Annotated in this window: 23 protein-coding genes; 11 read left to right on the top strand and 12 right to left on the bottom strand. The window is 43.7% G+C overall.

The window, feature by feature from the left end:
* Positions 1-4 precede the first annotated feature (4 nt).
* The 5 genes from sctC to R8O10_RS14325 all read right to left on the bottom strand — a co-directional run bounded on the left by sctC (position 5) and on the right by R8O10_RS14325 (position 5,329).
* Positions 5-1,879: a type III secretion system outer membrane ring subunit SctC gene (gene sctC, locus R8O10_RS14345; protein ID WP_025768114.1), complete on the bottom strand. Its 1,875-nt coding sequence runs from the start codon at positions 1,877-1,879 to the stop codon at positions 5-7.
* Positions 1,876-2,304: a YscB family type III secretion system chaperone gene (locus R8O10_RS14340; protein ID WP_005377195.1), complete on the bottom strand. Its 429-nt coding sequence runs from the start codon at positions 2,302-2,304 to the stop codon at positions 1,876-1,878. Before R8O10_RS14340 ends, sctC begins: the two co-directional genes overlap by 4 nt.
* A 12-nt stretch (positions 2,305-2,316) precedes the next feature.
* Positions 2,317-3,297, bottom strand: coding sequence for a T3SS regulon anti-activator ExsD domain-containing protein (locus tag R8O10_RS14335; RefSeq protein ID WP_005377193.1), 981 nt, complete (start codon positions 3,295-3,297; stop codon positions 2,317-2,319).
* Between the two features lie 148 nt (positions 3,298-3,445).
* Positions 3,446-4,306, bottom strand: a complete 861-nt coding sequence (locus tag R8O10_RS14330) for an AraC family transcriptional regulator (RefSeq protein WP_005377191.1) — start codon at positions 4,304-4,306, stop codon at positions 3,446-3,448.
* A 609-nt stretch (positions 4,307-4,915) separates the two neighbouring features.
* Positions 4,916-5,329 carry a YscW family type III secretion system pilotin gene (locus tag R8O10_RS14325; RefSeq protein ID WP_047102708.1) on the bottom strand — a complete coding sequence of 138 codons (414 nt, stop codon included), beginning with the start codon at positions 5,327-5,329 and terminating at the stop codon, positions 4,916-4,918.
* 388 nt (positions 5,330-5,717) lie between these two features.
* On the opposite strand from R8O10_RS14325, the gene exsC reads away from it, so the two are divergent.
* Together exsC and exsE2 are read left to right on the top strand one after the other, a co-directional pair.
* Positions 5,718-6,164, top strand: a complete 447-nt coding sequence (gene exsC, locus R8O10_RS14320) for a type III secretion system regulatory chaperone ExsC (RefSeq protein WP_017821349.1) — start codon at positions 5,718-5,720, stop codon at positions 6,162-6,164.
* Positions 6,165-6,172: 8 nt separating this feature from the next.
* Complete coding sequence (exsE2, locus tag R8O10_RS14315; RefSeq protein ID WP_238969906.1) at positions 6,173-6,478, top strand: T3SS regulon translocated regulator ExsE2; 306 nt, start codon at positions 6,173-6,175, stop codon at positions 6,476-6,478.
* Positions 6,479-6,604: 126 nt separating this feature from the next.
* Here exsE2 and R8O10_RS14310 read toward each other — a convergent pair whose 3' ends face one another.
* The gene (locus R8O10_RS14310; RefSeq protein WP_318191501.1) at positions 6,605-8,125 is read right to left on the bottom strand and encodes an aldehyde dehydrogenase family protein; all 1,521 of its coding nucleotides are present in this window, start codon (positions 8,123-8,125) and stop codon (positions 6,605-6,607) included.
* Between the two features lie 239 nt (positions 8,126-8,364).
* Between R8O10_RS14310 and R8O10_RS14305 the strand changes: the two genes are divergently transcribed.
* Positions 8,365-10,131, top strand: coding sequence for a sigma-54-dependent Fis family transcriptional regulator (locus R8O10_RS14305; RefSeq protein ID WP_017821352.1), 1,767 nt, complete (start codon positions 8,365-8,367; stop codon positions 10,129-10,131).
* A gap of 61 nt (positions 10,132-10,192) precedes the next feature.
* On the opposite strand, the gene R8O10_RS14300 is transcribed toward R8O10_RS14305, so the two are convergent.
* The gene (locus tag R8O10_RS14300) at positions 10,193-10,330 is read right to left on the bottom strand and encodes a hypothetical protein (RefSeq protein ID WP_238969907.1); all 138 of its coding nucleotides are present in this window, start codon (positions 10,328-10,330) and stop codon (positions 10,193-10,195) included.
* 577 nt (positions 10,331-10,907) lie between these two features.
* On the opposite strand from R8O10_RS14300, the gene R8O10_RS14295 reads away from it, so the two are divergent.
* Positions 10,908-11,111: a hypothetical protein gene (locus R8O10_RS14295; protein WP_005377162.1), complete on the top strand. Its 204-nt coding sequence runs from the start codon at positions 10,908-10,910 to the stop codon at positions 11,109-11,111.
* A gap of 93 nt (positions 11,112-11,204) precedes the next feature.
* Here R8O10_RS14295 and gnd read toward each other — a convergent pair whose 3' ends face one another.
* From gnd to zwf, 3 genes are read right to left on the bottom strand one after another with little or no spacing between them, the layout of a single operon-like run.
* Entirely contained in the window at positions 11,205-12,653 is a 1,449-nt protein-coding gene (gene gnd, locus R8O10_RS14290) for a decarboxylating NADP(+)-dependent phosphogluconate dehydrogenase (RefSeq protein ID WP_005377160.1), read from the bottom strand.
* A 38-nt stretch (positions 12,654-12,691) separates the two neighbouring features.
* Entirely contained in the window at positions 12,692-13,408 is a 717-nt protein-coding gene (gene pgl / locus R8O10_RS14285; protein ID WP_017634562.1) for a 6-phosphogluconolactonase, read from the bottom strand.
* A complete protein-coding gene (gene zwf, locus R8O10_RS14280) occupies positions 13,405-14,907 on the bottom strand; it encodes a glucose-6-phosphate dehydrogenase (protein WP_318191512.1) in 1,503 nt (500 codons plus the stop codon). The genes pgl and zwf overlap by 4 nt, the downstream gene beginning before the upstream one ends.
* Positions 14,908-15,444: 537 nt before the next feature.
* On the opposite strand from zwf, the gene R8O10_RS14275 reads away from it, so the two are divergent.
* Positions 15,445-16,410: a helix-turn-helix domain-containing protein gene (locus tag R8O10_RS14275; protein WP_238969908.1), complete on the top strand. Its 966-nt coding sequence runs from the start codon at positions 15,445-15,447 to the stop codon at positions 16,408-16,410.
* 99 nt (positions 16,411-16,509) lie between these two features.
* Positions 16,510-18,645 carry a TonB-dependent siderophore receptor gene (locus R8O10_RS14270; protein ID WP_238969909.1) on the top strand — a complete coding sequence of 712 codons (2,136 nt, stop codon included), beginning with the start codon at positions 16,510-16,512 and terminating at the stop codon, positions 18,643-18,645.
* Between the two features lie 91 nt (positions 18,646-18,736).
* Here R8O10_RS14270 and R8O10_RS14265 read toward each other — a convergent pair whose 3' ends face one another.
* Positions 18,737-19,423 (bottom strand): response regulator, encoded by a 687-nt coding sequence (locus R8O10_RS14265; RefSeq protein ID WP_167415241.1) that lies wholly within the window; start codon positions 19,421-19,423, stop codon positions 18,737-18,739.
* Positions 19,420-21,039, bottom strand: coding sequence for a sensor histidine kinase (locus R8O10_RS14260; protein ID WP_238969910.1), 1,620 nt, complete (start codon positions 21,037-21,039; stop codon positions 19,420-19,422). Before R8O10_RS14260 ends, R8O10_RS14265 begins: the two co-directional genes overlap by 4 nt.
* A gap of 476 nt (positions 21,040-21,515) precedes the next feature.
* On the opposite strand from R8O10_RS14260, the gene R8O10_RS14255 reads away from it, so the two are divergent.
* The 5 genes from R8O10_RS14255 (at position 21,516) to R8O10_RS14235 (ending at position 26,610) form a co-directional block, all read left to right on the top strand.
* Complete coding sequence (locus R8O10_RS14255) at positions 21,516-21,743, top strand: hypothetical protein (RefSeq protein WP_005377125.1); 228 nt, start codon at positions 21,516-21,518, stop codon at positions 21,741-21,743.
* 130 nt (positions 21,744-21,873) lie between these two features.
* On the top strand, positions 21,874-23,289 hold the full coding sequence (locus R8O10_RS14250) for a TolC family protein (protein ID WP_158156550.1): 1,416 nt from the start codon (positions 21,874-21,876) through the stop codon (positions 23,287-23,289).
* Positions 23,290-23,292: 3 nt separating this feature from the next.
* Positions 23,293-24,273 carry an HlyD family secretion protein gene (locus R8O10_RS14245; RefSeq protein WP_005377122.1) on the top strand — a complete coding sequence of 327 codons (981 nt, stop codon included), beginning with the start codon at positions 23,293-23,295 and terminating at the stop codon, positions 24,271-24,273.
* Positions 24,274-24,295: 22 nt separating this feature from the next.
* Entirely contained in the window at positions 24,296-25,462 is a 1,167-nt protein-coding gene (locus R8O10_RS14240; RefSeq protein ID WP_170893423.1) for an ABC transporter permease, read from the top strand.
* The gene (locus R8O10_RS14235) at positions 25,459-26,610 is read left to right on the top strand and encodes an ABC transporter permease (RefSeq protein ID WP_318191500.1); all 1,152 of its coding nucleotides are present in this window, start codon (positions 25,459-25,461) and stop codon (positions 26,608-26,610) included. Before R8O10_RS14240 ends, R8O10_RS14235 begins: the two co-directional genes overlap by 4 nt.
* Positions 26,611-26,759 lie beyond the last annotated feature (149 nt).

The following is a 26,759-nucleotide window of genomic DNA, read 5'->3' as shown; positions in this document are numbered from 1 at the left end:
GCGGTTAAGACTCCTCTGAAGGGCGCACACACTCACTTTGTGAGTCATCACATTCCAATACTTTCACCCGCCAACCCTTTTGCCCTGTTGGTAATCGGCACTGCGTTAATTGAGACGACTTTTGCTGTGACAATAAGTCTTGTTGATAGCGCTCGGCTTGAACCCTCGATGTGCAGCTATATACTTCCACTACCGATTTAAATTCAGCGCTATTGTTGGAGATGTTGTTAAGCTTGCCGATACTTGGTCGCAAGTCATATTCGTTGCCAATCAACACACTATCGCCAATACCATCCACAACAATTCGAGGTTCTAAAATAAACATTCGTACTGTGCGGCGCTTAGTATTGGTATTACTTCTAAACAGCGCGCCTAAATATGGGATGTCTCCTAGCAATGGCACTTTACGTAACTGATGGCTCACTTCATCTCGGTACACACCACCGATAAGTAAGCTTTGCCCTTGTTTAACCGTCGCTAAGGTGCTGATTTCAGTTTTACGAACGGAAGGAAGGTCATCGACGCCACCATCAGCGATCTTTGCACCGTCTTCGAGATGAAGGCTCAGGTTAATTTCAGGTCGTGCAGCAAATCTATCACCAACGATACGTGGGACAATTCTCAGTAACGTGCCATACGTGACCTCTTCCAGCGCTGCGGTTTCTTTACCAACCAGCTTGACGTAAAACGTGCTGCTGTTGTTCAGTACCGCTTCGACATTTTCCTGAGTTAACAATGTTGGTCTTGAAACCACTTGAGCACTGCCTTTGGATTCCAATAAACGAATTTGAGCCAGCAAGTAATTTAGGTTGGTTGAATCAAGCAAGGACTTAAAGTTCTGTCCACTGCCGAGCGTCACATCCCCCGAATTCACATCACCTGTTGTTTTGATATCGACAATGCGGTTGTTTCCGACAGACACTCCCGCTCGCCAATCCACTCCTAACTGACTTAAATCGTTGGCACTGATATCGACAATCGATAGCGCGACTTCAATTCTTGATTGCGGCTGGTCTAATTGCGCGACCAGTTTACGATAGAGCGGTAATCGTGCTTGAGTATCACGAACGATAATAGCATTAAGGCCCGGCTCTGCTTCAACTGTTGCGCCACCATGAACTGAGGCGGTTTTATTACTTTTTACAGGCTTATCTGGACTGGTAACTTCTTTGCTAGACGCACTCGCCACTTGCGTTTGAACACCAGACACGACCCGTTTTAACACCGATGCGATGCCCGGGACCGTAATTGTCTGATCTCGATATGCAATTTCTCTATCCGTTGCAGAAGCGTACTTCAAAGGAATTATCTCAACGAATAATTCGTCGGTTGAATTCGATTTCTGCAGCAAGCGCGTTTCCAATGCCTCCGCCGTTTGTACCACTAAGTCGACATAACGTGGAGGACCAGCAAGATAGACTAACCCTTTGCTCTCAGCAGCTCTCCAACCATAACGAGAATCCCAAACGCCGGTGGAAATTAACGTACTGCGTAGCTCTCTAGCCGTAAGTAATTCCAATTGAAGTAAACGTGAGCGAGTTTCTGTCGCCTTATAGACATGTAAGACGGCTCCATCGAAATACCACATCAAGTTGTACACTTGCGATAAGTAATCGAGGAATTCCGCCGGATCTTCAGGGGTAAAACGCCCATTCACTCGATCGTTGACTTTGTCACTAACAGAAACCGAGACACGATAATTTGCACCGAAGTTATTCAACAACTCTTTTAATGAGTCATTATCTGCATAGTAGCGGAACGGTTGTTCGGGCCAGTGTAAGTCTGTTGCTTGCGCGTATCCCAAAGGAACAACACTCACTGCGCATAACAATGCCTTTGTTGCAGCACGCCTAATGTTGGGAAAGATTTTTAGCATCATGGTAACCACACTGTATGGTTGATTGTGTGGTTCACGCGTTCTTGTTCCAATAATGCAATGTAACGCTCACATAGATTGACGTGCTTAGAAAGCAAAGCAGAGAACCGTTCCACCGAACAGTCCTCAACCCGTACTTTACTTTGCAAAATCAATTGCTGATCATCATTGGTTGTCAGTACGCCGCCATCCTCACGAATGGTTTTTAATGAGAGCTGCATGCAACGTTGTAACGCTTGTTCTTGTTGATAATCTAGATGCTCTTTAAACTGGAAGGGTAACGTCGCTTCCCATAAAATCCATGACGCATGTTGCTTGATGGTCAGTGATAACTGGTCAACCTCGATGTTGTAAGAACCATTTTCTGAGGCAATAAAATCCCCTACCTTTAGCGCTTCCGCTAAAGATTTCATCATCTTATCTAACATTTAACGCCCTATTTAGATCTGGCTGAGGTGATTGCAAGCCTGGCCGCACTGACCACTTTGAGTATCAAAATAGTAGTGATCGATATCACCAACAGTTTGCATGTTCTTGAACCATTGCCATACTTTCGCAACCGCATTTTGGTCGTTGTAAACCACATCGCATGCATCCCAAACTTCGTTCAGCTCAGGGGCTTCAAGTCGCACTTCCGAACACCAATTTTTCCACTCAGAAATAAATTGTTCGGTTGTAGAGGTGTACTCCGCGAACCCTTTCAGCTCGTCTAAAGACGGTTGCCACTTCTCAATTAACAAACGATGACATTCAATCACTTGCAACTGTTGTTCGCTTAACGTCCCAAGTTGCTTTTTAAGTTGATGCTGCTGGCTCTTAATAAGATCGAGTTGCTGTTGAACAAAGACGGCACTGGTGTCTTCCCCTGATAGCTTCGACCAATATTCCTTCTGAATATCGAGTTGATTGATAAGTTGTTCAACTTTAATCGAAGCATGAAGAGCACTTTGATCGACTTGTCGGTTAATCCACTCGTTGAGTGATAAATGGAAACAAAGCATCAACGTTTTTGGGACAGCCAAATTAAAGCGAAAGCCCAGACGAGAGTTGATGTAGTCCAGCCTTTGTTCGAACGTTGTGATTGTGCTGCTATCACTGAGCTGCGATCCAATTTCCAAAAATAAACGCATGGCAAACCGGTCTATCGAAGCACCAAGTTTTTGATACGTTTTAACTAACTGGCTAGCGCATAGGCTATCGACGACATTTCTATCCAACAAGCGTTGAAGTAAAGATAACTGCTCATAATTTATGACGCCTTCACTCAACAATTGTCGGTGATTGACGTGCACAACATTGAGATCCTGCGTAGGTTTCGAGGCGCTTTCATAACGAGCTCCTCTTTGTAAAACAGTCACTTTCCGCTGTGTCACTATGCTGTCTGGAAAAAGCGAACGGCGTCGCCAATGCTGCTTTTTCATTTATGTTCGTCTCCGCACCCCTTTCGAACAATCCAGAAAGAAAGAGATGTAATAATTTTTAATCGTTCGTTGTTACACGATACATAATAGAATTTACACTGGTGAGTGACTTTCAAAATTAGTCAGAAAATTTTAGTCCCAAGTCATTTCATTTCGCGATAGCCACTTGATCGTCTCCCGAACGTACGCGGCTTGGGGTCGTTCCAAAACGACGACGGTAACTCTGCGTAAAGTAAGACTGACTGGAAAACCCTGCCTCCATCGCCACATCTACGATGCTCATCTTGCTCGTCAACAGCAGTTTATGAGCATGCAGTAGTCGACGCTCACTGATCCAAGCTCTTGGAGAAATGCCATAGTGCTCATTAAAAAGCTCTTTAAAAGTGGTTAAGCTGGCACCAAACTCCTGCGCGTAGTCTGTCAACTTCCATTCTTTTAAGTAATGCTGTTCCATAAATCGACGTAACCGTTCCGACGTACGGTTTGTTTGTTGTGACAGCAACGCATACAGTGATTCTCCTCCTTTGCTGTGTAGCAAGAGAATGAGTAGTTCTTCGTATTTTAGGCACATAATGGCATCAGGGTACGCTTGTTGCTCAAGCGTCTGCATGCTAGAAAGCACTTGTTCAACGAGTATGTTCAAACCAAAAGTAAACAAACCAGAACAAACTTTGTCTACCTTAGGCAGCATCATCAAGAGATCACTGTGTTTTTGCAGCAACTGACTAACGAGTTCATTGTCGTAGGCAATAATCGACGCTTTGTATGCCCCATCTAGCGGAGAGTACTCTAACAAGTAATCCCCTTGGGATAGAAATACCCCATTTTCTGCAGCAACATCGATTGTGCAATCACCTGTTTGAACTCGAAGCTGACCATTGTGAACGACAACAATGTGAGACTGGTCTGAGTGAAATACTTCGTCAGATTTTTCATAGCAGGAAAAACTACGAATTTTTCGTGAACTCGAGTCGACCCTTTCTGAGTTTAGTTGGCCTGACACATCCATTTTCTACCCTTCATTATTTTGAGTTTCTCAGTGCAAATGTTGAGAAACTTTCAAAGCACTACTTTGATTGTTGTTATTTCTAAGTACTGCTGTATGAATTAAAGAAGCAAAGAAAAGAGCATAGAAGTTCTATCACTTACCATACCCCCCGAATAATTAGCAAATAACCCAAGCATTACCTTTACCTAAAGGTAAAGGTTTGACTTAGTAAATTTCTGCTGTCCGTCTTTATTATTTTTATCAGATAGCGTTTATCATTAGCCAAAACTTAAATATCATTTCGTTATTTAAGTTTGGTTGTTTTGTTATACATTAGAATACAATTAAATAGATTTCTGCATCGTTTCTAGAACAAAATTAAATTTCCAAAATCATAAAAATGTATGTTTTATAGCCTAAAACGCCAAGCCAACGTGTTCAAGGAGCGAGATATAATCATAAAAAATACTGTTTTTGCAACAAGTATGAGTCTAAAAAACAACTGACCCGATGACTTCAAAGTCATGTAATTAATGTTTATAAAAGACAACAAATCTTTCACAACAGGAAAGGTATAGTCTTTATTTTTATAAATTAGAAAATTCTAATAAAAATGTAGTACTTAAAATTTTATCTGTTTATTTTTGGAACAAGAATCAAGTTTTCTTGTTTATTTCCCTCAAAAAATAAATAGTTCTTTTCTTTTTCCGCAACGAGATCACCGTTTGAATAAAGCTTTCCAATAATCTTCATTTTTCCTTCACCAGCTTGAATTGGTGCAATTAAAAACGAATACTGCACAGGCAACTGAACACCTTGGTAGCTCTGAGATGCCGATTTAAAGCATTGATTATCAATAATTTTACATATTTCCACTTCAAGAGAAGTAATCGAAGGTGGAAAGTAGCCGTCGACAGAAACCCAACCATAGACTGATGCCTGACTCTGTGTATCAAAGCCATCCACCCCATTAACGGACACAGTCTGACTGCACCCACTCAGTATGAATAACCCAATAAAACCAGCCCATATAGAATTGTTCATTATGGCCCCATAAACTTATTTTATATAATCTAGCTCATTTGAAATTCACACAATTCTTTATGTAAAAATATAAAAGATCAACTTATATTTATACTACAAGCGGACAATAAATCGCATTTTTCAACAACACGTAGTTAACATGGACTGTAATTTCAAAAGCAGTTTCTGTTCTCTTTCATTCCTTCCTTAATTGAAGTTTATTAGAGAAAAGTGATATTCATATATATCATTACCATCGAGATATGCATCTGAACACATTTACTTTTGCCTTTCTATTTCTCTCAACACATTTAAAAGCCAAAATATAATAACAATCGACTAATATTGATAAACATGAAGAGATACATCTAATATTTTCCTTGATAAAATTTCAAAAGGGACTATTCCTATGTCAGCACGCCAAACTATCGATGAGATTTTGCTAAAGTTTGCTCATCAAATAGGCTTGCCTGCACTGCATCTAACGGAAAATGAAGTAAGCTTAGCCTTTGATGATAATCTAAGGGTGCATATCATCTTTCATCCTGAATCGACAACTCTGCAGCTCGAAGCTGAGATTGTTGGCCTTCAAATTGTAAATTCCGATCTTTATCGCTCTTTCTTGGCCTTTAATTATCACTGGCCTGAGCACCAGTTATTTTTTAGTTTAGATAACCACCGACATGTCCTATGTTTAAACCGACTCATTAACATTAGGCGACTGGATTACGAATATTTTGAAACAGCTTTAGCAGAATTGCTGACGCACAGCGAGTCGTGGGAAGCGTTATTGTCTTCTCATGTAACTATTGATAAGGCACCACCGATGCCACAAACTTTAGACTTGAGAGTTTAGGTGTCTTTATGTCCAATGACATCCAATCCACATACGCCAATTCATCGGTTCATGACGTTCAACAAGCGCAGCAAAGTGATGCAGTGCCGCAAGGAACGTTTCATGGCCGTAAAGTCACCCTACTCTCCTCATCAGAAAGCAGTCTGATGCGAACAAGCTCTAAAAGAGAGCTTGGTGAATGTTTAAATCAATTTGCCAGTCTCGAATCTTGCAATCGCGTTTTGGACTTTGATCCACAACTCAATATTGACAAGCAAAACGCCGCCGTAGAAAAGCTTATGGAACGAAAAGTGGCGATAATTCAACGTTCCTGATATCACAATATAAGCAGGTTAAACATCTAAGTTAACCTTCAGCCGACAAGCTCACGCTAATACAAAACCCCGAAGATTCGGGGTTTTGATTCATACTGCTTTTTCTCTATTAATTACTTAGTTTCACTAGAAGAAGCCTAACGGGTCGATGCTGTAGCTAATCAGCAAGTTCTTAGTATTCTGGTAGTGATCCAGCATCATCTTGTGCGTTTCGCGCCCGATACCCGATTTTTTGTAACCACCGAACGCTGCGTGTGCAGGGTAAGCGTGGTAACAGTTAATCCAGATTCGACCAGCTTCAATATTACGGCCCATACGATATGCGACGTTCGCATCACGTGTCCAAACACCTGCGCCTAAGCCATATTCGGTGTCGTTTGCGATTTCCAACGCTTCAGCCTCATCTTTAAATTTGGTGATAGCAATCACTGGGCCAAAGATTTCTTCTTGGAAGATTCGCATCTTGTTGTGGCCTTCCAACATGGTTGGCTGAATGTAGTACCCCTGGTTGATAGACTCTGGCTGTTCTGACACTCCACCACCAAAGACCACTTTTGCGCCTTCTTCACGGCCGATTTCCAGGTAACTTAAAATCTTATCAAACTGTTCTTGAGAAGCCTGAGCACCAACTTGAGTATCGGTATCGAGCGGATTACCTTGTTTAATCAGCTGTGCACGTTCCGTCAGTTTCTCTACAAACTTGTCATAAATCGCTTCATGAACCAGTACGCGAGATGGACAAGTACAAACTTCACCTTGGTTGAAGAAACCAAGTAACGTACCTTCGATACACTTATCAAGATACTCATCTTCGTAATCGAAGATATCTGAGAAGTAGATGTTTGGAGATTTACCACCTAACTCAACTGTCGATGGGATCAAGTTGTCTGCTGCACATTTCAGAATGTGGTTGCCAACTTGCGTAGACCCGGTAAACGCGAGTTTCGCAATGCGGTTGCTGGTTGCTAATGCTTGACCCGCTTCAGAACCATATCCGTTTACAACGTTGATGACACCAGGAGGAAGAAGGTCACCGATTTTTTCCATCAGAACCAGAATGGATGTTGGGGTTTGCTCTGCTGGCTTCAATACCACACAGCAACCCGCCGCTAGTGCCGGTGCTAGTTTCCAAGCCGCCATCAACATTGGGAAGTTCCACGGAATAATTTGACCAACCACACCAATCGGTTCTGGGAAGTGGTAGCTTGCGGTGTGCTCATCCAGTTCTGCCGCACTGCCTTCTTGTGCGCGAATACAGCCAGCGAAGTAACGGAAGTGATCCACTACTAAAGGTAAATCTGCCGCCAAGGTTTCGCGAACTGGTTTGCCGTTTTCCCAAGTTTCTGCAACTGCAAGCTCTTCTAGATGCTGCTCAATACGGTCAGCAATTTTCAGCAAGATGTTCGAACGTTCTGTCACGCTAGTTTTGGCCCATTTTGCTTTGATGTTGTGCGCGGCATCCAGTGCTAAATTAATATCTTCCTCGCCAGAGCGAGCAACTTTACAATACGCTTGCCCGTTGATTGGTGAGATATTGTCAAAGTACTCACCACCCGTTGGTTTTACCCATTCCCCACCGATAAAGTTATCGTAATGCGATCTAAAGTTAACAATGGCATTTTCACTACCTGGCTGTGCATAGATCATAACTCTTCCTTTTGTTTCTCGTTCAATGTGTTATTGCAGTGTCGTATCGCACTGTTCACAAAGAGCATTACGCAAGTCACACGCCAACTACGCCACACTTGTTGTTAATTAAATGTAAAACTATGATTACCAAGCGATAACAAACCAAGTGAGCGATGTTTGAGCGGATGTATGGTGTGAACACCAATGTTCAAGTGTTCCAAAATGGCACACCCTCACTGTGACAAAATGGTACAGTCATGGAACTTCAACACATTAGCGATAACAACTGGCTTTCAACTTCATGGGTCAGAAGTGAACAAGCGGGTTTAAAACAGCGTCGACGCCCTGAAGATATTCGAGTAACGCCAGCAACGCTCCAAGATAGGCGTCACCAACTCAATTTCTTGCTAGAGGCAGTCACTCAATTTGCGCTCCCTTTGTTTAATCAGCTATTTGCTCATAGCGACAGTCGCTTAATTTTGACGGACTCAGATGGTGTCATCATCGGCAGTTGGGGACAGCCTAGATTTCGTGAGAAGTTGACGGAAATCTCGCTAAGCTCTGGAGCATGCTGGCAAGAAAAGGTCAAAGGCACCAACGCCATTGGTACAGCCTTGGTTGAAGCAAAGCCCGTTTCTGTTATTGGTGATCAGCACTTTATCCAACACCATCGTTTTATTAGCTGTTCGGCTAATCCTATTTTCGATCATCTTGGTAACCTCATTGGCGTATTAGATATTACGAGCGAGCAAAAGAGACATGACTTCTCAACGCAAGTACTAGTACAAAACATGGTCCAGCAAGTGGAGAATCAACTACTTAACTTGATTCCACAAGGGCATATTCGTGTGGATTTAGCGTGCGAAAAAGGTTTACTGAATAGTGGTTGGCAAGGAATTATCATTGCAAATGAAGACGGACAAGTTTTGGCTCACAATCAAGTAGCCTCTCAACTTTTTGCGCAAAAAAGTATCATTGGGCAATCCTTAGACGACATTCTATCCACTCGGGGAAATGAGCACCCTTTCGTTTTCAAAACAAAACCGCTTACCGATAAAGATAGCAAGGTCAAGTCTCGTGCTGTAGCGGCGTCCAATGATCTTCATTATGGCGACTCCGCTGTTGAGCACTGTTGGCAGCAAGCCAATCGCGTCATCGATAAAGACATCAGTTTGTTGATTCTCGGAGAGACTGGTGTTGGCAAAAACGAGTTTGTGAAAGCGCTTCATAAAAACAGCCAGAGAAAAACGGGACCGTTAGTTTCCGTCAACTGCGGAGCGCTACCAAAAGATCTGGTTGAATCTGAATTATTTGGCTACGTAGCCGGTGCCTTTACTGGAGCAAACAGCAAAGGCTATCAGGGAAAAATTCGCCAAGCACACAAAGGGATTTTGTTTCTGGATGAAATCGCAGATTTACCCTTGGAAGCTCAAAGCCGGTTGCTCCATGTATTGCAAGATAAAACCGTGCTTCCCGTGGGTTCAAACCAAAGTATTCAAGTCGATACACAAATCATTGCAGCCACGCATAAAGATCTGGAACATTTGGTCAGCGAAGGATTGTTCCGACAAGATTTGTATTATCGTCTTAATGGCTTGATCATTGAGCTACCTCGCTTTGAGGAGCGTGAAGATAAACGACAACTGATTGAGAACATTCATCGGCGTCACGCCGAATCTGAACAACAGCTTTGCCCTCACCTACTTTCTCTGATGCTGTCTTACTCATGGCCAGGAAATTTGCGTGAACTCGATAGTTTAATCAAAGTATCCGCCTTAATGGCGCAAGGTGAAGAAATATTGGAACTCACACACGTCCCAGCCCACCTAAGTAAGAAACTCAGCCAAGCTCAAGAAGGGGCAGCATCCGCTGAACCAACTTCAGAACTGCGTGCAACCGTCGAAGATAAGTTGCTCAAAACATATCAAGCCAACCAGGGGAACATTAGCAAAACGTCTCGTATGCTTGGTGTGAGCCGAAATACCATTTACAGAAAGTTGAAAAGCCTTGGCATATTAAGTTAATTCTACGACCTCAGATACAAAAAGAGCACCGTTGCGGTGCTCTTTCTCTTTGAAACCTAGCTTACAGGCCGCCTTGTTGTTGTGCCTGTTTTACTAATGCCTGACGTTGAGTTTCCTTCTCAGAGATCACTTGATTGTCCTTGTGCACTTCCTGTTCCAATTCTGCTGGAATGAAAACAAAGTACTTGTTAAGAGTCATCTTAGAACCTCAATTTGCTGTGTTAATTACCTTCTTGGTCGACGTAAACAAAACCAGAAAAACATGTTTTACTGGATCCTTGTTGCTAGTTTCAAAAAATAAAGGATGTTCATATAGTAAACATCCTCCATGTGGGCGCTAATTATAGGCGTAGTTTAAAGGCTTACCTAGCACTCTTTTTCACCTTTTGTGCAATCTGAGTTTCGATCGAAAAACGGGTTTAATTGCCCGTAGTTACTAAGGTATTGTTAAACAGAGAAAAAAGCTTTTACTGTAACTGACGACAGGGATGAGCTTACGAGTGTAGGTTCACTTGCAATTGTGTATCGTAGAGTTCGAATACGATAATAATAGCGCTACATGCCCTTAATCTGCGTAGTTAAAAACTTTGAAGTGATAGACAACCGAAGTCATATCTGTGCAACTCAGTTTAACGATTTGTCTACCAGTTCAATATTTCACCTTTTTTGAGAAATCTTTAGCCACTTTTTTGTGTGAAACGTCCCAAAAGAGCAGACAATTAAAGTGTGGTATATGACCACAATTGTCTATTCCCACTTAGCTTCGGGAGGCGTTTATGAAAAGTAACAAACTTGGCCATGTAATGTCTTTCAGCAGGATGTTTTCCTTCATCGCATTCTTGACGGCCACATTCGCATGGATTCTCAGCATGTACGCCCTATTTACTGTTTCTTTAGTGGCTCTTGTGGTCAGTGCAATTCTCTACCTAAAAGACAGGTTTTATCAAAACAAGAAAACGACCACTGAAAAGAGCGCCTAGGCGCTCTCGAAGTTCCGTAAAAGCAAACACAAAAAAGGATGCCACTTGGGCATCCCTTTATATCTTTATATTTATTCGGTTTACTTAAAACGATTACACGTCGTAAGTTGTAGACGCTGTGTCGCCGCCTGTACCAGTCCAGTTAGTGTGGAAGAATTCACCACGTGGACGGTCAATGCGCTCATAAGTGTGAGCACCGAAGTAGTCACGTTGAGCTTGAAGCAGGTTCGCTGGTAGACGAGCTGTTGTGTAACCGTCTAGGAAAGATAGCGCAGAAATCGTACATGGCATTGGGATACCAGACTCTAGAGATTTCGCTGCTACTTTACGCCATGCTGCTAGGCTGCCTTGTAGGATGTTTTTGAAGTACTCATCAGAACCAAGGAATGCGATGTCTGGGTTCGCTTCGTACGCATCACGGATGTTGCCTAGGAACGCAGAGCGGATGATACAACCACCACGCCACATTAGTGCTACGTTACCGTAGTTTAGGTCCCAACCGTTCTCGTTCGATGCTTCGCGCATTAGCATGAAGCCTTGAGCGTAAGAGATGATCTTAGAAGCTAGTAGCGCTTGACGTAGTGCATCAACCCACTCTTGCTTGTCGCCTTCAACCGGAGTGATTGTCTTACCGAATAGAGATTCAGCTTCAACACGTTGGTCTTTCAGTGCAGATAGACAACGAGAGAATACAGACTCAGAGATAAGTGTTAGTGGAATACCTAGGTCTAGTGCGTTAATACCAGTCCATTTACCAGTACCTTTTTGGCCTGCTGTGTCTAGGATCTTCTCAACTAGAGGCTCACCGTCTTCATCTTTGTAGCCAAGGATGTCAGCCGTGATTTCAACAAGGTAGCTGTCTAGCTCAGTCTTGTTCCAATCAGCGAATACTGCTTGCATCTCGTCAGCAGACATACCAAGACCGTCTTTCATGAACTGGTAAGCTTCTGTGATAAGCTGCATGTCACCGTATTCGATGCCGTTGTGTACCATCTTAACGAAGTGACCAGCACCATCGTTACCAACCCAGTCACAACATGGCTCACCAGCGTCAGTTTTCGCAGCGATACCTTGGAAGATAGGCTTAACCGCTTCCCATGCTTCAGCAGCACCGCCAGGCATGATAGATGGACCGAAGCGCGCACCTTCTTCACCACCAGATACACCAGTACCGATGAAGTGGATACCTTTTTCACGTAGTGCAGCAACACGACGGTTTGTATCTGGGTAGTTAGTGTTACCACCGTCAATAATGATGTCGCCTTTGTCTAGCAGAGGTACTAGCGCTTCGATGAACTTGTCTACAACGTCTCCAGCGCGAACCATCAACATTACTTTACGCGGCGTTTCTAGCTTCTCTACTAGTTCTTCTAGAGAGTATGCACCGATGATGTTCGTGCCTTTTGCTGGACCTTCCAGGAACTCGTCTACTTTAGCAGCAGTACGGTTGTGAGCAACCACTTTAAAGCCGTGATCGTTCATGTTTAGGATAAGGTTTTGACCCATTACTGCTAGGCCAATTACACCGATATCACCTTTCATTGTTTCTCTCCAATTTTATTTCATCGACGAGCAGCGTCTTAAGCAATTTTTGCTGCCGCGTCTAAGTCTAAATACCATTCCGTTAGGCCCGATTTCGCTTGAATCTTAGCCGCTGGGTATGGCAGTGCGTGTGCTGGTGAACTGTTAATTTCTTCAACAATGTCCGCTTTTCCTGCACCAAGCACTAAGTAACTAATGCGTTTCGCTGCTTCTAATACGCGTGCGGTTTTCGACACACGAAGTTGGCCCGATTCAGGATGCGACGCCACAAGAGATAGGTTCGCATCATCATAATTCGTTTGGCCAGGGAACAGAGAAGCTGTATGACCATCTGCACCAACGCCTAATAAGATCCAGTCAAACACAGGTGTGCCGTTTTCACTCGGGATCACCTCTGCCATCTCTTTTGCAAAGCGCTCGGCTTCTGCTTTAGGCTCATCTTCGCCACGGATGCGGTGAATGTTTTCTGCAGGAATATTTACTTGGCTAAACAACAATGTGTTCGCTTCACCGTAGTTGCTTTCTGCATCGTCAGGGGCAACACAACGTTCGTCACCCCACCAAAAGTGGAGGTTTTCCCATTGAATGGAGGTTGCGTAAGCCTCTGAAGCCAGTAGTTTAAACAGCATTTTAGGAGTGCTGCCGCCAGAAAGAGAGATGTGAACAGGTCTGCCCATTTCGCTAAACGCTTTCATATCGTTAGCTAGGCTTTCAACTACCTGTTCTGCTGTTTGGTAGATCTTATGGTTGATCATAGTTCACAGTAATCCGTATCTGTTAAGTTTTTACATGGGAAACGCCAAGCGCGACCATCACGCTGTAACAAGTCATCTGACTCTTTAGGTCCCCAAGTGCCGCATGCGTACCCGAAGAGGGATTGTGGATCTTGCTTAAAATCTAAGATTGGCTGTACGTATTGCCAACACGCTTCCACCGCATCACTACGTGCAAATAGCGTAGCATCACCATTCAAAGCATCAAGTAGAAGGCGCTCGTATGCCGTTAGCATTTGCGTTTCTTGCAGGTCAGCGTAATGGAAGTTCATTTTCACTTCCTTCGCTTCAAAGCCTGCGCCTGGCTCTTTCAAGCCAAAGCTCATTTGAATGCCTTCGTCTGGTTGAATACGAATGATCAGCTTGTTTTCTGGTGCGTTTTGACCAAACACAGGATGCGGTGTTTGTTTAAAGTGGATAACCACCTCAGTAACGCGTGTTGGAAGACGCTTACCAGTACGCACGTAAAATGGCACGCCATTCCAACGCCAGTTGTTGATGTACGCTTTCAAACCGATGTAAGTCTCTGTACGAGAATCGTCTGCAACTCCCGGCTCTTCACGGTAGCCGCGTAGGCTTTGCCCACGAACTTCAGACGCCGTGTATTGGCCTAATACTAGGTCATTGCGCAGAGCGTTTTCGTCTAATGGCTTTAGGCATTGAAGCACTTTTACCACTTCATCACGCATCGAGTCTGCATTGATTTGCGCTGGTGGTTCCATACCTACCATTGCTAATACTTGTAGCAAGTGGTTTTGGAACATGTCGCGCACAGCGCCAGAGTTGTCGTAGTAACCACCACGCTCCTCTACGCCAAGGAATTCTGCGCCTGTGATTTCAACGTAATCAATGAAGTTACGGTTCCAAAGCGGCTCAAACATCGCATTAGAGAAACGAAGCACAAGTAGGTTTTGTACCGTTTCTTTACCTAAGTAATGGTCAATTCGGTAGATTTGATGCTCTTGGAAGTGCTCGTGAATTTCTTTGTCCAGAATACGCGCCGATTCAAGATCATAGCCGAATGGTTTCTCAATGATCAGGCGTTTCCAGCCATCCTCTTCACTGTTAAGACCATGTGCTGCAAGACTTGCAGGGATCACACTGTATAAACTTGGTGGGGTTGCTAAGTAAAAAAGCGTATTGCGTTGCTCGAATTGATATTCGTCCGCAAGTTGGTCTAAGCGAGAAGATAGCTTACCGTAATCTTGTGTGTCAGAAGTATTAATTGCTTGGTAGTGCAGATGGTTAATAAATGCATCAAGCGTTTCTGGCTCAGTCTTTTCCATTTCCTGAAGCGATTTTTTCAGCTTCGCGCGGTAAGACTCATCACTGTATTCAGTGCGACTTACACCCAGAATGGCAAAATTCTCTTGAAGCTGCTTGTTCGCGTAGAGGTGGTATAAAGCAGGAATGAGCTTACGGTACGTAAGGTCACCTGAAGCACCAAAAATAACGATGCTGCTGTTTTCTGGTATTACCATCATCTTTCCCTTAAAAACGAGGTACTTATTGTGTGCCCGGATACGGCTAGAGAATGAGCCAACCCTATCAATGGCACCTCAAAATAGAAAATTGGTCTTACCTATTACGTTGATAGGTAAAGTCTATGGGCCCAAAGAACCTTAAGAAGTTGCATTTCCGATTCTTGGAAACACGACGTATTGAGGTCATTTAAGTCACTTATGTCTCAAAAGTACACACTGTACTCGCTGGAGGAGAGTCCGACACGGGGCAATATTGTCTACGACTATTTGATTTACATCAACACTTGCCAGTGCAAACGTTTAAATAAGTTGCACAAAACGTCATAAGCGATTGTATTTTATTGATAAAAAAAGTTTCATCTGAACGCTCCAAAATTTAAGCAAAAACTCTAATATGGGCAATAATTACTCATCCTTGCAAGCCATTACAGTTTTATCGTGATCTGTGTTACTTACTTTTTATTTCATCATCCTATTGATAATGATACTCAATTAAAGATAATGAAATCACTATTAATGTGAAAGTAGAACGCCATGAAATCAAGCGCCATTAACCCACATCCCATAAACCGAATACAATCGGTGCTTGACTACATTCACACCAACTTAGACAGCACTCTGAGCGTAGATGAAATATCGAAAGCAAGTTGTTGGTCGCGCTGGCAACTGCAACGCGTATTTCAACAACACACTGGCGTATCCGTCGCTCACTATATCAGAGAGCTTAAACTTAGCCTTGCGGCTGAGCGCTTAATCCATACTTCTGACCGCTCGTTAGATATAGCGATAGAAATGGGATTTACATCTGAACACGCATTTAGCCGAGCGTTCAGGAATATGTTTTCAAAAAGCCCCCGTGAATATCGAAAAACGCAACAACTCTCCGGGTTGAGACAACCTTTGACGCTGCGTAAGACACCAAAAGAAGAGAAAAAACATCAGCGCTTTATTGAAGTTCGAATAGAAACAAAACCGGCTTTTGAACTTGCTGGTTATCATGAACCTATTCACGGATTGTTTTCTGCTACGCCCGATTTCCAATCCAAAGTACCGTCACTTTGGTCACGTCTTTATTCATCTGAAAACCTTAATAATTCGGAAAGTACTTACTTTGGCGTGATTGATGTGACGCAAGCGTATTCAAACAACCAACAACTTGAGTACTGGGCAGGTTATGAGTGTAGTCCAACAGTAAACGCATCAAGATCAACGAACTCTTCCAACTCGGGGTTAGACCTCTTGGCTGTTCCTGAGCAAACCTACGCCGTCATTACACACATAGGCAAAGCATCAGAGCTCGCCTCAACGCTGGAATGGTTTATTTTACATTGGCTACCCTACTCTAATTATCATGCTATCGATGGTTATGAGTTAGAGCTTTATCCAGAAGGTTATGATGTTGATAGCGAACAAGCACAAATGCAGTATTGGATTCCTGTCGAGCCAAACGACGCGCTATCTTTAAAACCTAAGAACAGAAGAATACGTTCCAAAGATTAGTGTTTTGCACCAAATTGTTAACTTTTCCTATTTCTTTGAATATAGAATACAAATAACAATCATTATCAATAAATAGAAAAAGTAGTGGAATTTATAAATATGGAAAGTCCGATTCGATTTCATCGTTCAGCGGTTGCTATCGTCGTATCCGCATTGCTCGCTGGCCACGCCAATGCGACTGAGAGCGTATTCCAACACGAAACGATTACGGTGCTAGGAGAAACATACCGAAACACCGCAACTAAAACCGTTTTAGAACCGGAGGAAACACCGCAAGCGATCACGGTAATCACTAAAGATGACATGGACCTACGCGGCGTAAACTCGGTGAGCGAAGCATTGCGTTATGCGCCTGGCGTAAATACAGAATTGCGTGGTGGTGCCGTTTCCCGACTTGACCTATTCAATATTCGTGGTTTTATTAACTACACCAACTTTTATGATGGTCTTCCTTTGCTGTACAACGGTTGGAACCTTCAACCGCAGGTCGATTCCGTTGCTCTTGAGCAAATCGAGGTTTTTAAAGGGCCAACGTCTGTTCTTTACGGCAATATTCCACCAGGAGGTATGGTCAACATTATCGCCAAGGCGCCTCAGTCAACACCCTCGCACTCTGTCTCGATTAGTACAGGGACTAACAGCCTAAAAGAACTGACGTTCGACACCACAGGACAAATTGGTGATTCTAATGTGGATTACCGTATCGTCGGCCTGGCAAAACAGCGAGATGGTCAAGCCGATACGTCTGAAGATGAACGTTATGTACTCGCCCCATCTTTCAATTGGCAAGCGACAGAAAGCACATTAGTGAACGTGAATGTTTACTATCAAAATGATCCATCAGCAGGTATCTACACGACTGTGCCTGCGTCTGGCTCAGTGATTAAAAACCCACTTGGCTCGATGTCACCAAGCACTTATTTGGGGGATGAGGACTGGAACACTTACGAACGCGAAGTTCTGATGATGGGTTACAAAGTCCAACACGACTTTAACAACAATTGGCAATTTCTACAGAATGCCCGCTACATGACCGCCGATGCCTATCAGGAAAACACATATAACGGTGCACTTGAAGCGGATAACCGTACCGTTGGTCGAAATGCCTATTTAACCGATGAAAAGTCCAAATCCTTTGTGATTGACAACCAACTATCTGGCTACTTTAAAACAGGAAATTTTGAACATAACTTATTGTTCGGGCTTGATTATCAGTATCTAGATTCAGATGTAAAATACAAAGACACGCTTGGGTATTCGCTAACTCAGGACATTTTTAATCCTGACCACAACAGCATTGATCGTAATGCACTGAATTTCCAATACAAACAAAACTTAGATATCAAAACGAAGCAGATTGGCGTTTATTTCCAAGATCAAGTTCGTTACGACCAACTTGTAATGATTGCAGGTCTTCGTTGGGATAAATACGATTCAAATACAGACGCCGTTAGCGATTATCTAGGAGCAGTATCCAACAGCAAGGAAGAGTTAGACGATACCAACGTATCTTTCCGAGTCGGTGGTTTGTATGAGCTAGACTTTGGTCTCTCGCCATACCTTACTTACTCGGAAAGTTTTGAGCCAATTGCGGGTGCCGACTCTTCTGGTAAAGCATTTGAGCCATCAACCGGTCATCAATGGGAGTTAGGCTTTAAATACGCCCCATTATCTGGTGATATCTCAGGTAACTTAGCACTCTTCCATATTACGAAGAAAAACGCGATCTTGACCGATCCGAATAATCCTTATGCACCGAACTATCAAGCGGGCGAAGTGGTATCACAAGGTATTGAACTTGAGGCAAAATGGCAAGTTACAGCACAAGCTGATTTCACTCTAGGCTATACATATACCGATATGGAGATTACCGAGGACAGTTATTACAACCAAGAAGGTAAAACGCCGGTTTGGGTACCTGAGCAAACGGCTTCTCTATGGGCAAATTACTTCTTTGAAGGAAATCTTTCAGGCCTTCGTACCAGTGCTGGCGTTCGCTATGTCGGGGAAGCACAAATTGATGCACAGAATAGTCAAAAAGTACCGGACTACACCTTGTTTGATTTAGCAGCAAGTTACGATTTCTCAACGGTATCTGAATCAATGAAAGGGGCTAGCGTCACGCTTTCTGCAAGCAATCTATTCGATAAAGAATACTATTCTTGTTACGACAAAAATAACTGTTGGTTTGGCGCTGAGCGCTCTATCGAAGCGATGTTAGAATACAACTTCTAGCCTCTTAGAACGGAACAGCAGTAATTTGTAAAGCGATGGTTTCTAAAACAAGCCATCGCTTTTTATTTTGCATAGAGCATCAATATAAACGCTACCGTGTCACTTTTTTATAGCACCTTTCTGGCCTACCTACCGACCCATAGTTTAAATCAGCCTCTAGTTCACCAGTACTGATAAGAAACTCAAGATAACGTCTAGCGGTTGTTCGGCTCACTCCGATTTTTTCACCTGCCTCATCAGCGGTCAGCACACTGCCATTTGGGAACAACTCTCTGATCTTGTCTAGGGTTACACCATCAATCCCTTTTGGTAATCGGTTCGGCAAGTTGTCTTGATTGGCGTGAGACTGCAGCATTTTATCAACGAGGTTCTGATCCAAACTCTCTACGATGTCTAGTTGTTGGCGTTGGGACACATACTTTTTCAGTGCGGCATCTAAACGTGGAAACATCACTGGTTTTAACAGGTAATCGACAACGCCACCCCTCATCGCCTGTTGTAACGTATCGACATCCCTTGCGGCTGTAATCAAAATGACATCACACGTTTGGTTACTTGCACGCAGTGTATTTAGTATCTCAAGCCCTGTGCCATCGGGAAGATAGACATCCATCAATAGTAAATCTGGCTTAAGAATGTCGAGTTGCATTTCTGCTTCCATTCTCGTGGTCGCAATTCCAACCACTTCCAAACCTGTCAGTTGGCTTAAGTATTTGTGGTGCAGCTCAGCAATAGCCAGATCATCTTCAATGATCATTACGCGAGTCGCCATACTCATATTTGTTCTTCCTTGGGTAAGTACACCGTTATTCTTGTCCCATAATTTGTATTGGGTATCATCTCAACATGGCCGTGATATCGAGTAGCAAGCTGATTGACAAGGTGTAACCCAACACCTCGATTTTGACGAGATTTCGTCGAAATGCCTTTTGTAAATAATGTTTGTGGATCCACTGTTTTTGGGAGGCCACAGCCATGATCTATCACCTCAAGTATCACTTCATTTCCGTAATCGCTAACGGACACATCAATGTTTCTGCGTTCTGACGCAACATTTGATTCATCGCGAATTGAAGTTAACGTGGCATCGAAAGCGTTATCAATCAAATTACCCAAAATTGTGACAAGGTCTTCCGAATTTAGCCACTCAGGTAGGGGCTCCAGACGACTGCCTTCCTCAACCACCAGTTGTAAGCCTAACTCGCGAGCACGTTCAGTTTTTCCAAGCAACATGCCTGCAATTAGCGGGTCCTTAACGGTATCTCTTAAAAACTCAATCATTGCTTGATAGTGTGCGGTTTCTTGTCCAATTAACTTTTGCACCGCATCAAGCTCACCCATTTGTACTAGCCCACTAATGGTGTTGAGCTTATTTCGATGCTCATGGGTTTGCGAACGTAACAAATCTGCATATTCCTTGGTTTGTGATAGCTGCTCGGTTAGATCATTAATTTCATCCCTTAAACGGAAACTCGATACCGCCCCCACGATTTTTCCATCAACATAAATTGGAGAGCGATTTGCAATCAGGCGCTTATGATTAAGGAATATTTCAATATCATGATCTTCCTGCCCGCTTTCTAATACTGTATATAGATCGCTATCACGCAGCGTGTCAGTCAAAGGTTTATTGAGCGCTGATTCTCTATCAATACCGAGAATCTGGCAGGCACTACGATTTATCGAGCGAAGTATCCCTTGGGCATCAATGCTTAACACGCCCTCTTTGATAGTGCTCATCGTCACTTCTAATTCGCCGTACAACCGCCCTATCTCTTCAGGCTCAAAGCCTAAAATGGCGCGCTGAAACTTTCTCGACGCATAATTAGATACAATGGCATTAGCGACGACAACTACGATGACCATTAAAATCAAAAAGGCCAAAAATGGTTCGATGCGGTCTTGCAGTCGGTCGAGCAAATAGCCAACCGAAACCACACCAATGATGTTCCCTTGCTCGTCAAAAATCGCAGCTTTACCACGAACTGAATAACCTAACGAGCCCTGTGCCGTCGAAACATAAGACAACCCCTGTTCTAGCGCTCGACGATTGTCGCCACCTCTCATTGGCTTGCCCAACCGCTCATCAACAGGGTGGATTAAGCGTACTCCCTTATGGTCGCCAATAACGATGAATGCAGCACCTATGGCTTCGGTTAATTCTCTAAAGCGAAGTTGGTATGGCTGGGGGTTTTGGGTTTCGATCATTTCACGAACAACCGCTGAGTCCGCTAAAAAACGGGCAACACCCAGTGCTTTTTCTCCCATTTCTTGCTCTTGATTGATTTTGAGATAAGTGAACCCCGCGGCGACAAGCAATAACAGCTCTATCAACCCCGATAGCGTCATGATAATGAGCATCCGCTTACGAAAGCTGATGGTTTTCCAACTCATTGATACATCCTTGTGATTCACTCTTGAGCGTAACGTTAACACTCAGTTAACAGCATGACGTTGTCGCGGTGATAAATCTGTGAGGAAGGCAAACAAACCGCAGAGTTTACGGTTAATTAATCGACGAGCTGAAACATAAAATTACAACCATTCACCAAATTTAGCATTCCTCTCTGATACTCAATTCCATACATAAATTGCCCTTAAAATCATGATCGCGATCACATCGATTTTAGCGGTTTTTGAGGCGTTTTTAGACTTTACAACGTATAATTTTTAATCAACGAAACCAATGAGAGTTTCGGTTTGAAAGCAGTGAAGCTGGAAGTCTATTGAAAGCTCAACATTGACGTCAGTGATTTGGACACAAATAAAACAAAACACAAATACTGACTATATGACAAACACTTAGACACCATCTGAAAACTGGAAAACTATAAACAGAGGTGCATTTATAGTTAGAAGGAACACCAAACATGGAACGCGATACCTTTGGAATATGCCTGAATAAGGCGATGCTGTCAGAGAATATGTATTCAACATTTACACACGTCAGGGCTTATGAAAAGAACGGAGGCGGTACTTCTGATCTCAAAGTCCTGTTATCGTTCCCTCAAATGAGTGGAAAAGATCTATTGAATACGATGCGAGGTTCTCGTCAGCTCGAGTGGAGAGCGGAGTTTCACTGTCCATATACGAAATAAATTTGTAACATCTCCCGCGCCCAGCACAAATATAACTGGGCGCATACTACTGCCCAATTTTCCCTCCTACTTAACACTCAGTTACGAATCCTTTATATTAGAGCTAATACTCTACGACAAAGCAGCCATTATGAAAAAAACAGGAAAGTTTTGGATACTGGGCTTACTTAGCAGCTCGATTTCCCTTGCCTGTCATGCGGCACCGATCACTTTTGATACCGCATGGCAGCTATTGCTAGAAAACAACTATTCTCTTAAAGCTCAACGCTCAAACGTCGAGAACTACCAATACCAAGAGAGTGCCACCAGCAATCTCAACTTACCTCAGGTTACTATTGGCGCGAATTACACGCGTTTAGATACCGATATCACGCTTTCGGGAAAACAGATCCTAGACAGCACAGGAGCACACATTAACGTACCTCCTGCTTTTCAGCCTATTTTTGGTGCCTTAGCTAATACCACTTCGACCATAACCGAGCGCGATATTTTCTCTTCGTCTATTCGTGCCATTTGGCCAATTTTTACTGGTGGTCGAATTTCTGCGGCTCAATCAGCAGCAGAAGGCAAAACGGATGAGGCGAAAAGTCAGCTTTTAATGGAACAACAAGCGCGTTTTGAAGATTTATCGAAGTACTACTTTTCTGTCGTACTGGCAAAGGAAGTACTCGCAACGCGGCAAGCAGTTGAAGCTGGGCTAAAAAAGCATCGAGATTTTGCCATTAAGCTTGAAGAGCAAGGACAAATCGCGCACGTTGAGCGCCTGCAAGCCGAGGCTTCTTTAGATAAAGCATCTGTAGAAACACGTAAAGCAGCCAGCGATTTGAGTATCGCTCAGGCTGCATTAGGTAAATTACTCGCACAAGATGATGCCGTAGAGCCCGCTGAATCTTTGTTTATCAACGACAGTCTTCCCCCTCTTACTGCTTTTATCGATCAAACGTTGCTTACCTATCCGGGGTTAGAACTTCTGAGCGCTAAACACAAACAAGCCTCTAGCTTAATCAAAGCAGAAAAAGGGAAATACTACCCTGAAGTTTATCTTTACGGCGACTACAGCTTGTATGAAGACGATTCTCTCGCAAGCCAAATGAAGCCTGACTGGTTAGTTGGTGTTGGTGTCAGCATTCCACTGATTGAATCATCAGGGCGAAGCGAAAAAGTCAAAGCCGCTCAAAGCGTCGTCTCGCAGGTCGACTCATTAAAGTCCCAAGCCAAACAAGACTTATCGCTGTTAGTCCAAAAGACATACTTGGAGGCTCAGCAAGCCATTGATGAAGTACAAGGGCTCGCATCTAGCATTGAACTCGCTAACGAAAATCTGCGCTTGCGTGAAAAAGCATTTACTCAGGGTCTGTCGTCTTCTCTGGATGTTGTGGATGCACAACTTTATGTCGCGAGTATAGAAACACAGCGTTCAGCGGCGCGTTTCCGCTATTTAATATCTTTAACCAAGCTACTCGCATTGAGCAGTGAAATGAACAGCTTCGAACAATATCAAAATACCGCTTATATCCCTGCTTCAACATCCAAAGAGGTGAAATAAATCATGGCAGCTAAATCACTAAAACCCGTTTTACTCTCACTTTGTGCTTTGGGTGTTGCCTCTTGGGTTGGGTATCAATTTTACCAAGCCTATCAACCGGAACCGATCCGCTTACAGGGATTAATTGAAGCCCAGCAATACAGCATTTCCTCAAAAGTCCCAGGGCGTATTGATGAGGTAATGGTACGTAAAGGCGACGATGTAGAGAAAGGTCAGCTTATTTTTACCCTTCATAGTCCTGAAATTGAAGCGAAGTTAGAACAAGCAAAAGCAGGTGAAAAAGCGGCGGACGCCTTAGCTCAAGAAGCTGAGAAAGGCGCACGTGAGCAACAAATCCAAGCAGCAAAAGATCAGTGGATGAAAGCCAAAGCCGCTGCGAATTTAATGGAAAAAACCTACAATCGTGTGAATAACCTTTATAACGATGGCGTGGTTGCAGAACAAAAACGCGATGAAGCTTTAACTCAGTGGCAAGCAGCGAAATACACAGAAAGTGCCGCGTTTCAAATGTACGAAATGGCAAAAGAAGGCGCTAGAAGTGAAACCAAAGTGGCTGCGGCGGAAAAAGCGCGCATGGCATCAGGTGCCGTAGCCGAAGTAGAAGCGTACGCGAAAGATACTCAGATCTACAGCTGGTTTGACGGCGAAGTCTCTCAAGTTCTACTTCAAAGTGGTGAATTAGCACCTCAGGGCTTCCCGGTTGTTACTGTGATAGATACAGAAGATGCCTGGGCGACACTTAATGTGCGTGAAGATTACCTTCAACACTTTAAAAAAGGAGCAACCTTTGATGCCTATTTGCCTGCCTTAAACAAAAATGTTGAGTTCAAAGTAACGCATGTTGCCGTTATGGGTGACTTTGCAACGTGGAGAGCAACCGATGCTTCTCAAGGTTTTGATCTTCGTACCTTTGAAGTAGAAGCTCGTCCAGCTCAACCCGAACCTGAACTGCGTATGGGAATGAGTGTTGTCGTTGAACTTTAATCACAACCACTAGGTTAATGCTATGACGATTAAGATTTCACAGCGGCATATCTTACGACGAGACAGGTGGTTGCTTTCGTGCCTTACTTGGATACCGATTTTGCTCGCGATGATGATTTGGGGAGTGTTCTCTGCGGGCATTGCTCGGAATCTGCCAATCGGTGTGGTTGATCTACAACATTCCCAACTTTCTCGAAAGCTCATTCAATCTTTGGATGCGTCGTCGAGTCTGGCTGTTAACTATCACTACACCAGTGCAAGCGAAGCAAAAAATGCGATGATTGAAGGCGATATCTACGCTTACGCGGTCATCCCATCTAAGTTCGACCAAGATATTCTCCAGCACCGCCAACCTCAACTTTCTGTCTTTTACAACAGTCAGTACATTTTGGTAGCGAAACTGATCAACTCTGCCGTTGCGCAAGCACAAGGCTATTTCGACGCTCAGGTTGAAGTAATGGGAAACTTGGCTAAGGGTAACACCACAACGTTAGCAGCGGCTGGACAGGCTGTACCCGTGTCGACACAAATAACCGCATTATTTAACCGTAACAATAACTACGCACAATTTTTGGTAACGGCTATCGTGCCAGCCATATGGCAAATATGTATTGTAGTAAGCACTATTTTGATTCTTGCCGCGCACTTTCGCATTTATGGTGGAAAGAATGGCTTTGCATTTTTGGGCGAAAAGCCATACGCCAGGCTCACTACCCTATTAAGTCAGTACATTCCGGTCTTTATGGCGCAAGGTGCGTTGTTCTTGTACTGGTTTTATTCTGTGCTTGATTGGCCAATGGAAGGCAGTTTTGTGGTTATGCTACTAGCACAATTGGCGACGGTTATCGCCTGTATCATTATGGGAGCGTTGTTCTTCTTCTTGTCGATGGATCCTGCACGTGCGATGAGTTTTGCTGGCGCGTTTACGGCTCCAAGTTTCGCGTTCATGGGAATTACATTCCCAGTTTCTGAGATGAACACGCTCGCTTATGCATGGCGTTCATTATTGCCGATTACCCATTACATTGAAGTACAAGTGAGTCAAGCAAGCTATGGAGCATCGGCCGCACAATCTTTAAGCTCGCTATGGCCTATGATTGGTTATGTTGTGCCCCTGCTCATTACCGCAGCCTTGATGGGTAAACATCGAACAGCTTCATCAACACGCCAAGCGAAGGAGGCGGTATGACATTGTGGCAACTGATTAAAGCGGAACTTAAGGCCGTTCTAACCAATCCAGTCGTTACGTTGACCGTGTTTGGTGGTGTCGTATTTTACTCGTTTTTATACCCTTTGCCTTATGCACAACAAACGCCTCGTGAACAACCAATCGCGATTGTTAATTTAGATGGTAGTCAGACGAGTTTAAAGCTGGAACGTATGGTTGATGCCACCCCACAAGTCAACGTAGTCACTCGACTTCATACGATTGCCGATGCAAAGCAAGCATTTTTACAACGAGAGATCACCGGTTTTTTAGTCATACCAGAACACTTTTACAAAGACCTAATGCTAGGTAAAAGCCCGACTCTGGCCTACGCTGCGGACGCCTCGTATTTTCTCGTGTACGGAACCGTGGTAGAAGGATTGGCCCAAGCGGGAGGCACATTAGGGGCCCAAGTGAAAGTCAGTAAAATGGTGATAGATGGTGTGCCCATGAGTATGGCTAGCCATAATTACTCTGCTATTAAGCTTAATATGAAACCGACGTTCAACCCAACCATGGGTTACATCGAATACGTAGTGCCGGCAGTATTTGTTCTGATTTTACAACAAACGTTGATCATGGCGGTTGGATTGCAAACGGGAACACAGCATCATGGTCGTGGCTATTGGTCACAAGTATCAACGGGATCGCTGCTGCTTGTGAGAACGTTAGTATTTGTGGCAATTTATTATTTACTCGGCGCCTATTATTTTGGTTTTAGCTTCGAACGCTTAAACGTAAACCATATCGCCAACGCGGGCGAATTGCTGGCTATGTTGTTACCGTTCTTTTTAGGTTGTTGCGGACTAGGCTTCTGGCTAGGTTACTTATTACCTCGGCGTGAACTTGTCACCTTAGTCGTCCTAGTGAGCTCTATGCCGCTCATTTTCTTGGCTGGTTTTATTTGGCCGATTGAAGCCATACCTACTCCCTTATTATGGATTGCTGATTTAAGCCCAAGCACTTGGGCGATAAAAGCTTTCTTAGCGCTAAACCAAATGGGGGCAACCTGGCAACAAGTCGCTCCACATTGGACGGCGCTTTGGGCACTCACCGTGCTTTGGGGTAGCGTTGCGTACTGGATTGCTAAGCGAAGTAACAAGCCAGTTGTAACAGAGAGCTTGGGGTGACAGCTGACATTTTCTATTACTATAAAAAAAGCCGGGTAACTAAACCCGGCTGAAAATCTGCGTCCTTGCAGCGGACATATGGTAAAAACACTTTTTGCTCTGGGCTTACCCATTGAGCGAGATTAGATTAAGCCAAAAAGTATGGATTC

The sequence above is a fragment of the Vibrio sp. 1727 genome, from assembly GCF_033344415.1.
Classification (GTDB): Bacteria; Pseudomonadota; Gammaproteobacteria; order Enterobacterales; family Vibrionaceae; genus Vibrio; species Vibrio alginolyticus.
The sequence above is the reverse complement of the archived record's forward strand: the minus strand, read 5'-3'. Positions and strand labels throughout refer to the sequence as shown.

Bases quoted from the DNA above. Each gene is read 5' to 3' on its own strand.
- sctC (WP_025768114.1), bottom strand. From the start codon at position 1,879: ATGATGCTAAAAATCTTTCCCAACATTAGGCGTGCTGCAACAAAGGCA.
- R8O10_RS14340 (WP_005377195.1), bottom strand. From the start codon at position 2,304: ATGTTAGATAAGATGATGAAATCTTTAGCGGAAGCGCTAAAGGTAGGG.
- R8O10_RS14335 (WP_005377193.1), bottom strand. From the start codon at position 3,297: ATGAAAAAGCAGCATTGGCGACGCCGTTCGCTTTTTCCAGACAGCATA.
- R8O10_RS14330 (WP_005377191.1), bottom strand. From the start codon at position 4,306: ATGGATGTGTCAGGCCAACTAAACTCAGAAAGGGTCGACTCGAGTTCA.
- R8O10_RS14325 (WP_047102708.1), bottom strand. From the start codon at position 5,329: ATGAACAATTCTATATGGGCTGGTTTTATTGGGTTATTCATACTGAGT.
- exsC (WP_017821349.1), top strand. From the start codon at position 5,718: ATGTCAGCACGCCAAACTATCGATGAGATTTTGCTAAAGTTTGCTCAT.
- exsE2 (WP_238969906.1), top strand. From the start codon at position 6,173: ATGTCCAATGACATCCAATCCACATACGCCAATTCATCGGTTCATGAC.
- R8O10_RS14310 (WP_318191501.1), bottom strand. From the start codon at position 8,125: ATGATCTATGCACAGCCAGGTAGTGAAAATGCCATTGTTAACTTTAGA.
- R8O10_RS14305 (WP_017821352.1), top strand. From the start codon at position 8,365: ATGGAACTTCAACACATTAGCGATAACAACTGGCTTTCAACTTCATGG.
- R8O10_RS14300 (WP_238969907.1), bottom strand. From the start codon at position 10,330: ATGACTCTTAACAAGTACTTTGTTTTCATTCCAGCAGAATTGGAACAG.
- R8O10_RS14295 (WP_005377162.1), top strand. From the start codon at position 10,908: ATGAAAAGTAACAAACTTGGCCATGTAATGTCTTTCAGCAGGATGTTT.
- gnd (WP_005377160.1), bottom strand. From the start codon at position 12,653: ATGAAAGGTGATATCGGTGTAATTGGCCTAGCAGTAATGGGTCAAAAC.
- pgl (WP_017634562.1), bottom strand. From the start codon at position 13,408: ATGATCAACCATAAGATCTACCAAACAGCAGAACAGGTAGTTGAAAGC.
- zwf (WP_318191512.1), bottom strand. From the start codon at position 14,907: ATGGTAATACCAGAAAACAGCAGCATCGTTATTTTTGGTGCTTCAGGT.
- R8O10_RS14275 (WP_238969908.1), top strand. From the start codon at position 15,445: ATGAAATCAAGCGCCATTAACCCACATCCCATAAACCGAATACAATCG.
- R8O10_RS14270 (WP_238969909.1), top strand. From the start codon at position 16,510: ATGGAAAGTCCGATTCGATTTCATCGTTCAGCGGTTGCTATCGTCGTA.
- R8O10_RS14265 (WP_167415241.1), bottom strand. From the start codon at position 19,423: ATGAGTATGGCGACTCGCGTAATGATCATTGAAGATGATCTGGCTATT.
- R8O10_RS14260 (WP_238969910.1), bottom strand. From the start codon at position 21,039: ATGAGTTGGAAAACCATCAGCTTTCGTAAGCGGATGCTCATTATCATG.
- R8O10_RS14255 (WP_005377125.1), top strand. From the start codon at position 21,516: ATGGAACGCGATACCTTTGGAATATGCCTGAATAAGGCGATGCTGTCA.
- R8O10_RS14250 (WP_158156550.1), top strand. From the start codon at position 21,874: ATGAAAAAAACAGGAAAGTTTTGGATACTGGGCTTACTTAGCAGCTCG.
- R8O10_RS14245 (WP_005377122.1), top strand. From the start codon at position 23,293: ATGGCAGCTAAATCACTAAAACCCGTTTTACTCTCACTTTGTGCTTTG.
- R8O10_RS14240 (WP_170893423.1), top strand. From the start codon at position 24,296: ATGACGATTAAGATTTCACAGCGGCATATCTTACGACGAGACAGGTGG.
- R8O10_RS14235 (WP_318191500.1), top strand. From the start codon at position 25,459: ATGACATTGTGGCAACTGATTAAAGCGGAACTTAAGGCCGTTCTAACC.